This window comes from Aromatoleum evansii, from assembly GCF_045689615.1.
In the GTDB taxonomy this organism is placed as follows: domain Bacteria; phylum Pseudomonadota; class Gammaproteobacteria; order Burkholderiales; family Rhodocyclaceae; genus Aromatoleum; species Aromatoleum evansii.
Window position 1 is genome coordinate 4,536,910 of the sequence record NZ_CP141259.1, and the last position, 12,277, is coordinate 4,549,186.

General features: G+C 55.8%; 8 protein-coding genes. All 8 read right to left on the reverse strand.

The features are described from left to right. Positions 1 to 2: 2 nt before the first annotated feature. Genes U5817_RS21260 through U5817_RS21295 form a run of 8 tightly spaced genes read right to left on the reverse strand, consistent with a single transcriptional unit; the run spans position 3 to position 12,206 of the window. On the reverse strand, positions 3 to 2,252 hold the full coding sequence (locus tag U5817_RS21260; protein WP_407278722.1) for a hypothetical protein: 2,250 nt from the start codon (positions 2,250 to 2,252) through the stop codon (positions 3 to 5). Further along, positions 2,249 to 3,268: a YbhN family protein gene (locus U5817_RS21265; RefSeq protein ID WP_407278723.1), complete on the reverse strand. Its 1,020-nt coding sequence runs from the start codon at positions 3,266 to 3,268 to the stop codon at positions 2,249 to 2,251. The genes U5817_RS21260 and U5817_RS21265 overlap by 4 nt, the downstream gene beginning before the upstream one ends. Continuing rightward, the gene (locus tag U5817_RS21270; protein WP_407278724.1) at positions 3,196 to 3,936 is read right to left on the reverse strand and encodes an SDR family oxidoreductase; all 741 of its coding nucleotides are present in this window, start codon (positions 3,934 to 3,936) and stop codon (positions 3,196 to 3,198) included. The genes U5817_RS21265 and U5817_RS21270 overlap by 73 nt, the downstream gene beginning before the upstream one ends. Beyond that, positions 3,933 to 5,246: an FAD-binding protein gene (locus U5817_RS21275; RefSeq protein ID WP_407278725.1), complete on the reverse strand. Its 1,314-nt coding sequence runs from the start codon at positions 5,244 to 5,246 to the stop codon at positions 3,933 to 3,935. The genes U5817_RS21270 and U5817_RS21275 overlap by 4 nt, the downstream gene beginning before the upstream one ends. Continuing rightward, on the reverse strand, positions 5,243 to 6,652 hold the full coding sequence (locus U5817_RS21280) for a UbiA family prenyltransferase (protein WP_407278726.1): 1,410 nt from the start codon (positions 6,650 to 6,652) through the stop codon (positions 5,243 to 5,245). Before U5817_RS21280 ends, U5817_RS21275 begins: the two co-directional genes overlap by 4 nt. A gap of 43 nt (positions 6,653 to 6,695) precedes the next feature. Then, positions 6,696 to 9,251: a glycosyltransferase family 4 protein gene (locus U5817_RS21285; protein ID WP_407278727.1), complete on the reverse strand. Its 2,556-nt coding sequence runs from the start codon at positions 9,249 to 9,251 to the stop codon at positions 6,696 to 6,698. Beyond that, positions 9,251 to 11,533, reverse strand: coding sequence for a methyltransferase domain-containing protein (locus U5817_RS21290; RefSeq protein WP_407278728.1), 2,283 nt, complete (start codon positions 11,531 to 11,533; stop codon positions 9,251 to 9,253). Before U5817_RS21290 ends, U5817_RS21285 begins: the two co-directional genes overlap by 1 nt. Position 11,534: 1 nt before the next feature. Continuing rightward, positions 11,535 to 12,206, reverse strand: a complete 672-nt coding sequence (locus U5817_RS21295) for a hypothetical protein (protein ID WP_407278729.1) — start codon at positions 12,204 to 12,206, stop codon at positions 11,535 to 11,537. Positions 12,207 to 12,277 lie beyond the last annotated feature (71 nt).

Below are 12,277 nucleotides of genomic sequence, written 5' to 3' on the forward strand. Positions count from 1 at the left end.
GATCATTCTAGAACGAGTTCCCGCAAAGCTAGAGCCAACACGCGCTGATCATGTTCGCCAGGACTCTTCGCGTCGGGATGGTGTAGCCGCAATACATTCTCTCTTTCTAGCTGACCTGCCACAGGAAGCACTAACCTCCCGGCCGAATTGTGCTGCCCTTCATAAATCACGACGCCATTTAGCTCAACGGATATTCTTTGTTCACCAAAAGGCACCAGATCAAGCGACAGCCGATCAATGGCGCTCACGTCGTTCACATTGAATCTAATAACAGAATCGAGTCCCAAAGACCAAACATGGCCCGCCTCGTATGTCGACCACCCAATGAGCCCGAGACGTTCGTCATCAAAACGAAATTTTCCAAGCCCTACACTCGAACCCTGGTCGAGCACTAAATACTCATACCCCTGCCCATTCAAACACGGCGAAAAATCCCTTACCCCCAACAGCACGGGGCAAGCAGACACTCGATATGACGTAACGTTCTGATCGGGAAGCTTGATCGTCATATTTAAAGCATCGCCTTTCACCATATTTCTGGAGATCGGAACCATAGCCTCATGAATTAAGCGACCATTCAAAGCGGACATGCGGACTCGCAGATAGACCGCACCGGCTTCAGCGCGACCCTCTCTCTGCGCAACCCAAACCCCATCACCCGTTTTTTCCAGCCGAATTCTCAAGACTCCCGATTGGTAATCACCCGCCACCTTTGCGTCAAAATAAGTATCAAGGAAGGTTCTATCCAACGGACGATCTCGTCGCACAAACAAATGCGGAACCGGGGAGCGCCTATCACGCTCATACCACCTCTGAAACTCTGGCGTATAAAAAAGCACTAGGGCACCACGAAAGGCCTCCGTCGGGACCACATCACCCCTGTCGTTTATGTATCTGGTATGGAACTGAACAATTTTAGGCTTGTTTTCGAGCACATAATCGTTATCGAATTTTTGCAGAAATCCTCCAGCGAGAGTCGACAAGTAACTATCGTTGAGGCCGACCATGTCGATCGTCGGAAGCCCGGAAAAATAGGGAATTGCTCCTGCATCAATTACCGCAATCTTCTCGTCACGCGAAATATTCAAAGAGTCAATATACTTCCCCATTAGTATATCCCCCTTATCCGATTCAGCCTGCCCCACAGATTGCTTATGCAAATCCAATGAATAACCGCCCAGACTCGCCACAATCACAAGAACGACGAAAAACCCAATACGCCCCCTAGCACCGCTTAACGCGATCCCAATTGTAAGCACTAAAAACGGAACTATTGGCGTAATAAATCTCCAGCCGAGCATCCAGTCCCCGCCAACAAGCCAATTAAATGCAAGACAACCAGAAATAAGAATCGCCAACATCCAACACAAGAAGTACTGCTCAACATTTCTTCTTCTAACCGAGACAGCCACGTAAACACTTGAAATCAAATACGTTGCCACCAATAAAACATGGTTAAGCAAAAACCCTAAAATATAGCCACTTCCTAGCTGCATTTGTTCCACGAGATTTCCCGTTTTTGCACCTACGGTAGCGGGAAACCACTTTCCATAAATTAACCAACGCCCTATAAACATCAGCCCTGTCAATAGAGCGTAGACTGCGAAGGCAAACAGAACCCCCCGCGAGTTCCACCGCCTTCCATGCGCAACGAGCATTAGCTCGAAGGCGAAGATCGCGCCTATGAAAGCGAAGCCTTCTGGTCTTGTAAGAGAGACCAAACCAAACAAGAATCCAGAAACGAGAAAATTCACACCTCGATCATTGAAGATCCTGGCATAAAAGTAAGACCCAGCCGCCAACGCAATTAGTGCAGAAAAGAGCACCGTTTCCATCGCACCGGCAGCCCACATCGCAAGCGTCGGAGCAGCGAAATATAGTGCGAGAGAAAAGACAAATCCATAGCCATTACCCCTTACAACCCTATGCGCCGTCACTATCAACGCGCCGAGACCGAAATAGGCAGCCCAACCAAGCCATTTAGAGGCTTCCAAAGGATCGAGACCCAGCCATGAAAAAAAAGCGACAACAACCGTCCACAATACCGAGGAATAGCCCTCGACCAACGCTCCATTGAATGTGAGCCCCGCTCCATTCAAAAAGCTTTTCACATAAACAAGATATATGAAAGCATCATCAGGCTGAAAATGCTTATAGGAGTAAGTGTGCAAAAATCCAAGCGCAAAAATGGCAAACGTAAGCGCCACCGCTCGGCTCTCTACGCCCTCCGGCCGGGAGTTATTCTGAGTCACGCCATTCCCCTTTCACTTCTTAGCAGCATGAACGCACCAATAGCAACGGCGAACCACAATGTCGCCAACCTAATCAATACCGTAGCGGCAACCGCATCAGCGTTCGCCATGCCCTTCCATACCAACAATACCACCATCACGGCTTCAGCCCCGCCGAGCCCGCCCGGCATGAAACTCAGCGCCCCCGCCAACATAGCCAGGGCGTAGACGAACACGGAGAATGTCAATGACAATTCCATCCCCATCCAATGCAATATCAAGTGAAAAGCCAAGGCTTCAGCGCCCCAGGCCACCACGCTCAAAAATGTCGCACTGATTATCATTCCGACCCTGTGGCAGCGCCGAGCCTCGAACATCACATCGAATGCCCGTTTAAGCAATCCGAGCACCCGCCCGCCTTGCGCGGGTATCAGTTCCCCGAGACGCTTGAGCATTGCGCCCTGCGAGAGCAAGACGAACCCGAAAATCACCAGCAAGCCACCAACCACGATCATGGGACGTGCGTCGGGGTACAGGGTCAGTCCGAACAGGGTCAGCAGCACAACGGCGAACAAGTCGGAGAGTCGCTCGCTGAAGAACGCAGCAAAACTCTGTGGGTAGGGGACCGCCCACCGCTTGAGCAATACTCCGCGCAGGGCTTCGCCAGCCTTTCCGGGTGTGGTGGTCAGGGCAAAACCTGCCAAGTAAATCTGCATGCTATCTTTCCAAGGCACCGCGTGCCCAAATGCCCCGAGGTAGCGCTGCCAACGGAGGAAACGAAGGATGTAGTTGAACAAGGACATGGCCAATGCGATGGCTACACCTAGTGTGCCGACCTTGGCGACCGCATTGGTGACATCCTCCCACCCGCCCCACAGCGAAAAACCCAGATAGCCAATAGCCGAACACACCACGGAGAGGACAACAGCCCGATAACGCCAGCCGGACAAGTGCAACGCGCTGCTCACAGATTCAGCCTTTTGAAGATTGGCTGCGGGATGCAGCGGATAATTACCATTATCAATTCCCAGAACCACGGGGTGTACAGGGTTCCCACTTTCCCCTCGACACCCTTGACAATCCGCAGGGCGACATGCTCCGACGTCGCGACCAAAGCTGCCGGAAGCGGCAGGCCCTGAGTCATCGGCGTATCGACAAAACCAGGTTTGATGGTCATCACATGCACACCGACTTTGAACAGCCGGGCACGCAAGCCCTCACAGAACGTCGAGACCGCCGCCTTGGCGGTACCGTACAGGTAGTTGGAAGGACGGCCGCGGTCTCCCGCCACCGAGGAGATAACCGCCAAGGTTCCGCAGCGTTGGGCCTGGAACTGCTGCGCAAGCAGCGTAAGCAAGGCGATTACTGAAGTTCCGTTGTTAGTGAACTCCTGAAGCGCCAAAGCGACATCCTGTTCGCATGCCTGCTGGTCAGGCAGGGTGCCGTGGGCAATCAGGGCAATGTCGATCTGCTGTAGCGTGCTTAGGCACTGCTCAAGCATCCGCGGTTGCGCAGCAAAGTCCGTCGCATCCATGCGGTAGGTGGTGACGGCGTTCGCACCCCGCGCCCGTAAATCGGCGGCAGTTTGCTCCAGCTTCTCCCCGTTGCGGGCGACCAAAAAGAACTCGCTCCCCTGATTGGCCCAAAGGCGAGCGCAGGCAGTAGCGATTGCAGAAGTTGCCCCAATGATCATGACGCGTTTCATTCTGTGACTCGTTTCCAAAGGCGGGACATCAGGGTGGGGTCGCGCAGCGCTTCCACTCGCTCCCACTCGGGGTAGGCATTGCGGAAGTCGCTGCCGCTCATATGTGCGTCCTTGGCCGGATAGAGACGGCCGCCTGCTTGACGGACGATGACATCCAAGTGCGCAAAGAGTTGCTTGAGATCACTCGTCTGCGGAAAATCGAGGGCTAACGATGTCCCCGGGAGGGGAAACGACAACAACCCTGGTGATGCGATGTCCCCACAGCGCTTCAGCACAGCGAGGAAGGATCCCTTGCCCGAATCAGAAATAGCCCTGAGCAACTCGGCCGTCGCCGTTTCAGCCATGGCGTCCGGGATCACGCATTGGTATTGCTGGAACCCCTTGCGTCCGTAAATGCGATTCCAATGAAGGATTCGGTCCAACGGATAAAAGAATGGCTCATAGCTCACTCGCTTGTGTGCGCGGCGAGGCGAATGTGCCCGCCAATACACATCATTGAACACGCGCAGAGAGAGTTTGTTGACCATGGACACCGGCGGTATCACTGGCACCCGCAGTTTCGGGCGCTCATGTACCTGCAGCGAACCATAGCGTGCATGATCGCCGACAAAGAACACGCCTCGCCCGCTCTGCCCGCCTTTCGCGACGCAGTCGATCCACGCGACGCTGTATTCGTGGTGGCGGTCCAATTCTGCGGACAGGGCGAAAAATTCAGCCAGATTGCCGAACCTCAACTCAGCACAGTCGATTTGGCTAGAGCGAATCGGTATAAGCCGGATCTCTGCCCACACAATTACGCCGGTCAGCCCTAACCCCCCGATTGTCGCAGCGTAAAGTTCCGAGTTTTCAGAGGGAGAGCAGGTCAGCAATTCCTCGCCATGGCGCAGCAAGCCAAAGCGGAGCACGTGATTGCCAAACGTGCCGCGCAAGTGATGATTCTTGCCATGAACATCGTTGGCGATTGCCCCGCCAAGGGTGGCGAACTGGGTACCGGGGGTGACCGAGAGAAACCAGCCCTCCGGGACGGCCAACGACAGAACCTCGGCTAAGGTTACGCCCGCTTCGGCCCTTACAACGCCCTGCTCCCAGTCGACCTCGATGAAGCGGTTGAGGGTGCGCATGTGCAACACGTGATCGCTCGCCGCCAGGCAACTGTCGCCATAACTGCGCCCGTTACCGAACGCCAATGTATCCCCTTGCGCGGAGACTACCTTGTGCAGTTCCGCAGCGACTTCGTCCCGCCAACTGCAACTGTGCGGGCGCTGCGGGACATTCGGAAAACGCCCCCACGAGCGAAGACCACCGCTCACGCCGCCACCCAGAAGACGATGCAAAACAAAGCCCCCACCACCAAACTGACACGATCGCGAGTAGCGAACACTACCGGATCGTCATGCATCTGCCCGCGATGGGTGAGCATCCAGACCCGGGTAATCCAGAATAGCAGCAAGGGGCAAGCCAGCCAGATCAACTGCGGCTGAGCATACAGTACCATGGTAGCCGGGTCGTGGATGTACAGAGCCAGAACCATCACCGCCAGATACCCGGAGGCCGCCCCGAGGGAGGAGACCATCTCTATATCATCTGGATAATATCCACGCCCCCGGGTCTTCTCGCTATGACCTTTTCGACGCGCATCACGCAGTTCGGCATAACGCTTTACCAAGGCGAGACTAAGAAACATGAACATCGAAAACGCCAGTAGCCAAAAGGTCAATCCGAGCCCGAATGCTGCGGCCCCGGCGATGATTCGCGTCGTGTAAAGCAAGGCCAGTGCGATCACGTCAATGGCCATGTAACGCTTGAGCAGCAGCGAATAGGTCAGCGTCGCCAAGTAGTACGCGAGCAAGACTGCCGAGAATTGCCAGGGAAGCAACGACAAGGCGCCGGTGAACGCAACGAGCAGCAAGACCGGGAACGCGAGCAGGCCCGACTTGATTGCGAGGCGTCCGGCGGCGAAGGGACGGTGTCGCTTGGTCTTATGATGACGGTCATCTGCCAGATCAAGCAGGTCATTGAGGAGATAAACACTGGATGCACAAAGGCCAAAGAACAGGAAAGCGAGCAGCCCCTGCAGCCACATCGTCGGGTTTGCCACCTGATGGGCCGCCAATAGCGGAACAAAGATGAGCAGGTTTTTCATCCATTGATGGATGCGCAATGCCTTCAGCCAGTCCCTGAGCCCTGCACTGTTAGAATGGATTACCTTCTCAACATTTCCAAGCGATCTTGCCCGACTCAACACCCCCGACTCGGGATTGACAACGTAAGCCTTACGCGCGGCTGCCCAGACGCACAAATCGTCGAGGGAATTCCCGACATAGTCGAAACCTGCCTCGCCGTAGCGCTCCACCAACAAGTCACGTTTTCGGTGCGCTGAAAGATTGCATCGCTCGTTCGTGGCAAAAACGTCATCGAACAGCTTCAGGTGCTCAGCAACGCGATCAGCAAGCGTGCGATGACTGGCGGTTGCCAGGACCACAGGACGCCCTACGTTGCGTTCGGACTCGATCAGCTCAATAACGGTCTGATCATATGGCAAAGCGCTTACATCGACGTGAACGGCCTGTGCGAGTCCGGCTTTTAACACGGCCTTGCCGCGCGCAAGCCAGCCGAGCGGCTGAAATAGTCTCAAAGGATTGGCACGAAAAAAGGCCACTCCAGTTTCGAGCAGCAGGTCCGAACGCAGCAAGGTGCCATCCAGGTCGATTACCAATGGGACCGGGCTCGCGAGAAGATCCGTACTCACAAGGGAAGCCTCAGACACGTGCAACTCCCTGAACCACTGGCTCTGCGCCCAAGCGCAGACTTAGGAGCGCACGCTTGAGCTGCTCCGCGCTTTCCTTCCACGTTAGCCGCAACATATTATTGGAAACGGGGTGGCGCCCAGCATGGTAAAGCCGCAACCACTCCCGAACGGCCGCAGCCAAGTCTTCAGCGGTGGAGCCATTGAAGTAGTACGCATGCGTCCCTGCAACTTCGCGGAAAACCGGAATATCGCGAACGATAATGGGGCGTTTGTGCTGAGCGGCTTCAATCAGCGGAAGGCCATACCCCTCCCCTTCCGATGCGGCGATCAGACAGGTGCTCGACTGATAAATTCGCTCCAGGTATTCATCGCTGATCCCCTCTAGCCAATAAAGCCGTTTTCCGAGCTCAGGATGAACTCTGATTCTCTCGATCAACCGTTCGACCATCCAGCCCTGTTTCCCGACTATGACGAAGTTGGCGTCGATTCCTTCCGCCCACAGCAGATCGAACGCGGCAAGCGCCTGACTTTGCCCTTTGCGCGGTTCGACCGTACCGACGGTGAGAAAGGTCGGGCGAGCCGACAACTCTGCCAAGATCCGCGGGGCATCGTCAGGCAGCCCTAACGTTGGGATGGAACTCTCAACGTCAGCCCCTAAGTGGAACCAGCCGATCTCGAACGGGCGCATCCGATGCGGACCGTTTTCCCTCAGCCACACGTCAAGTTCCATAGCAACCGCGCGGGATATACAAAGCGCACCATCAAATCCTGCAAGCACCCCAAGCCAAGCCTTGTGCCCAGAATCCGCGCCCGGCGGAAACACGTGGGGCATGAGAATTGGCAGCAGATCGTAAACGACAAACACGACCTGTACCCCGTCTCTCCTAATCGCATCAAGGAAGGTCTGCTGTGCACATACGACGTGATGCTGTAGATCAAGACCAAGAAAAATATCACCCGCCTGATAGTCGATCGGATCATCACCTTCGCACGTTTGTGCATCATTTCGGAAGCGATTGCAAAACGCTCTGGCGTATCGGTAACCCTGGCCGTCCACCGTCGCATACACGGCTTGTACTGAAAACCCGTGCGGCGGATTGTCGAGCAATTCCTTCAGAATACTCCGCGTAACCCGCTGAATTCCAGTACGCGCGTCCCTCTGAGCGAGTTCGGATATGTCGACAAATAGTTGTCGCTTCTCGTCGCCCATCGAAATGCGCGAAATCGCCTTCGAGAACTCGACCAATTCCGGCTGCCGGATCCCGCCATCACAAAACTCTGCGATCCGATCGACGAGATCGCTTTGACGCGCGTGAAAGTCGGGATGGGCTGCGCTCTTTCCGTTCTTGTGCAGGAAATGCTCAAATGCAGCAATTGTCTCGCGAGCACTTCGATCCCACGTAAATTTACTTGCCTGCACGAGCCCGTGACTCTTGAGGCTCGCCCTGAAATCCTCATCTACGAGCACCCTCGTCAATTTCCCGCAAAGCGCCTGTGAATCAAACGGATCGAACAGACCATCCGAACAGCCAACAACCTCGGGAAGACTGGAAGTATCGGCTGCAATTACCGCGGCGCCGCAGGCCATCGCCTCCAGCGCAGGAAGACCGAAGCCCTCATGCCACGATGGAAACGCAAAGACCTTGCATAGGTTATACAGCTTCAACAGTTCGTCATCTGATACATAACCCGTGAAGACCAGCTCATCAGTCCCCAGCCCGACACGCTGTGCTTCGCTGCGGAGATGATCCACGGCACCTTGCGGCATTCTGCCTGCAAACACCAGCTGATGAGCCTCACGTACATCAGGAGGCAGGCTTGCATAGGCACCGAGGAGTCGCGGGAGATTCTTCCGCTCGTCTGCCCCCCCCGTGTATAGAACAAATGGGCGTAACAAGTGAAACTTGTCGCGCAGGGCCAGTACTTCTCCGCAACTGATCTCGACTGATTCGAAGCACGATTCTGCGGCAGTAGAAACGTTGATCACTTGATCTTCCGACACCCCTAGATGGTCGACTCCTTCCTTTCTCGACGACTCTGAAATTGCCAGAAGCAATGACGCCCGTTTCAAGCTTTCGAGCTTTCGAAAATAGAATTCCTCATAAAGCGGGTTTGGCCGCAAGTAGTGCTCCGCGTTCATCAAAGGAATAAGATCGTAAAGCGATACGCTGACGGGCGTATTCTGGTCGAACATGCCAATGCTGACAACAGCGTCGTCGCCATACCCCTCGAACAAGCTCGTAAGATGAATCAAGTCGGGTTGAAGACTCGCGAGAAACGCCTCGCGGATTAGCTCTGCTGCATCCCTTTGTACGGCATTAGTTGGATCACATCCCCGGACGGGACCCGGCGCATACCAGACTCGAATATTCTCTTGCGGCAGCAGGTTGTGAAACGCTGCGCGAATGGGTTCGATGGTGTCAACGAACTGTCCGTTCAGGACCAGGACGACCTCGTGCTCACCGCGGTTCCGCACAATTGCCTGTGCGTGCGAGAGGGAATAACGACCTATCCCCCGATACCGGCTCTCGGTCTGAGCACCCTGCATATCGATGACGATTCGCATCAAATTTCACTCCCGCTGCGGCGCTCGATCGCGGCCTGCAAGTCGAGATAGGCACGTCGCGATTTAGCCGACAGATTAGAAAGGTCAACGTCAGGATTCCGGCTCATGAGCAGCGAAGCAGGAGGATGCGAAGAGGGACATTCCTCTTGATCTTCACCCACGGGTTCCGAGACTGCTAAAAGTCCGGCATTACGCGTAAAAAGGACCAAATGCTGACGCAGCGTAGGGTAGCGATGAAGCGTTTTGCTCATCCGCACGCGTAGATACGGGCGATTCATAACCGAGCGCGCGACCATCAGTACGGGCGGCCGCAGAACGGCCTTAATTGCGTCGTTCGCAGCGCCGCCGATACGCTGTATTGGGGTAAAGTCGCCACGCGCGACTTTGCGTACGCCACGCATTGGCGCAGTGATCCGCCAAGAGCTGCTTTGATAAATTGAGAGTATTCGTTCGTGCCAGCGATCGGCTTCAGACCGGCCATTACGCGCATCGGTCTCGGCCGCTGAGAGACGGCGTTCCAATTCTTCGATCTTGAGATTAGCCGATGCAGCCCGATCCGCGAATTGTGTTGCGCGTACTTCAGCCCCAACAGCACGCTTCGCTTGCTCGCCTGCCTCCGCTTCGGCCACGGCAGCCCTTTGCCCCAACTCGCCGGCCCTGAGTTCGGCCTCTGAAACCAGACCTTCCAGTTCCATGCACCGCAGCTCCACCTGCCTTGCCTGAGCTTCCGTATCGGCAAGGCGATATTGGAGTTCTTCGATATGCGATGAGGTCTCTGTCGCCTGATCAGTTAGCTCTAACAGGCGACTCTCCAAGAACGCAATTCGTCCTTCGTCCGCCGCTGCCTTCTCGTCGGCCAACACCGCGCGGCGCTCCAACGCTTCCGCTTTGCCCTCGGCCTCAAACACCTGATATTCGAGTTCGCCAACCCTCGTCTCGGCAGCGATGGCTCGGCGTTCGAATTCCTGGAGCTGCATCAGGGCCGCCACGACTTTGCGCTTCAGCTCATTCAGTTGGATCTCGCATGCAGGCTCCGTGCAGTCGCCTTCGCCGGCGCCGAATTGACGCTCGTCTGCATGCACCTCCAGCCCCACTGCTCTGGTTTCAGCTTCCACGACGCGCAGCTCGAGATCCTCGATGAAGGCGTACGCCCGGCCCGCGCGGTACTCCTGCTCAGCAGCCTCACTTTCCGCGGAAACGGCGCGCCGCTCTAGGTCCTCCGCCCGCTGCTCAGCCGCCTCTATACGAACCTCCAACTCACCGACAAAGTTTTCCGCAGCAACCGCGCGTGCTTCAAACTGCGCCGCACGGCCTCTAACCGCTGCCAACTCGCCCTCCACCGCACGGAGCCGAAGGTTCGCGCCACACAGTTGCTCGGCGAGCAATGCGGTCTTCGCGCCGTTTCGTTCTGCGCGCACCGCCTCTGCCAATAGCTTTTCGTGGAGGACGACAAACCTGTCCAGCACGTGCTCCGCCTGATTCGCCGTTTTTTCGGCGCCGGAGATCCGTCGTTCAACCGCGTCAAACCGGCGATCCAACTTTGCATCGAACCGATTCGCCAGTTGGCCGAGTTCGATTCCGTACGATTGCGCAAAGGGTTCGTCGAAGACGGCCATAATCGACGGCGCTGCGGACTTTTGTGCCACGACCGAATAATCCGGGCTTGCACCGCAGAACACGTCAATCAGGTCTACGCTTTCCTTGCCGACCAACGCGTCCTGCTCCTGAAGACGCAGTATTTTGATGCGCGCAAAGCCGTAATGTTCGGGCAGGAATTCAAGCAAAAGGGGAGGTATCGGCCGCTGATGGGTAGGATCAAGGTAAAAGTTTGTCGTCCCTACAGCGACATTCTCGGGGTTCGGCGTTTCAAGTATCAAAAGCCCGCCGGGTTTCAGCACACGCAGAGCCTCCTCGACCAAGACCTGGAGGTCGGCAAACGGTAAGTGCTCGACGATATGAAAGCCAGAAACGACGCACTGCGACTCGTCCGCGAGCGCTCTTAGGAAGGCGATCGCGTCCTGTTTGACCGTCTTCAAGCCTAGGCCGGAACACGCCGACAGCATACCCTCATCGATATCGACGCCGACGGCATCGAACCCCTTTTGCATCATCAATTGGAGCCACTCGCCGCGACCGCAACCAAGGTCAACGGTGGCCGACTCGGGATAAACCACCCGAAGAGGCTCAACAAACGGCAGATAAACTTCAAGTCGATCCATGATGGAGTCGCGAGAACCACGATGCCGGTCTTCAAAGGCGCGATAGAAACCGTTGTCGCTCATCTCAGGCTCTCAGTTCGTCCAGCATCTTGATGTCGAGAATCAATCCCTCCTCGGGTAGTCGAATCTCCGAAACCGACTTCCAATTTTCATCAAAGACCATAATCCGTGCGGTCGTGAGGTCTCGCGCCTTACGCTCGGCCAACTCCGACACGCCTACACATCTAAATCCGTTTCCGAACGCAACTCCACGCGGAAACCCCCCCGTTTCAACGCGGAGTCCGTCGGTTCCTACAACCGCGCCTTCTGCCGATGAACAGGTATAGAGGTCGCCGTTTTCGCGCCAAAGGTTGTGCGCCTGATGACCCAGTAATATCCGCGACTCGAGCTCCAGCGAACGTCTGTTGAACTGCAGCATTTCGCTCGGACCTTTGTTATGTGCAACCAGCCACACGGATTCCGTTTCAAAGAAGAAGGTATTAAAGTGATTCCGATCCCACGGTTCGGCGTCCGTCTTTCCAAGCGGGTACCACTGTTCCCAAGTGGAGCCGTCCCATATCGCGACCATGTTGTCGTAGGAGCAGGTCACCCACAGGCGACCGTCGCGCCATGCAATGTCATGAATATCACGCAATGCAAACTCGTGAGGCTGGATCCGTGACAATACGGAGAAATCCTTGTCCAGGACAAGAATTGTGCCTTGTTCGTCCGCCGACAACTCTTCGGATGAAACCATGCGATTCCGTGCACCAACCATGATCCCAGAGCCGCTATTCGCAAGCCCGTAGTACAGCCCGCTACCTCGAT

What these genes read in the sequence shown, in the direction of transcription:
- U5817_RS21295 (WP_407278729.1), bottom strand. Translation starts at nt 12,206, where the DNA reads ATGGTTTCATCCGAAGAGTTGTCGGCGGACGAACAAGGCACAATTCTT.
- U5817_RS21290 (WP_407278728.1), bottom strand. Translation starts at nt 11,533, where the DNA reads ATGAGCGACAACGGTTTCTATCGCGCCTTTGAAGACCGGCATCGTGGT.
- U5817_RS21285 (WP_407278727.1), bottom strand. Translation starts at nt 9,251, where the DNA reads ATGCGAATCGTCATCGATATGCAGGGTGCTCAGACCGAGAGCCGGTAT.
- U5817_RS21270 (WP_407278724.1), bottom strand. Translation starts at nt 3,936, where the DNA reads ATGAAACGCGTCATGATCATTGGGGCAACTTCTGCAATCGCTACTGCC.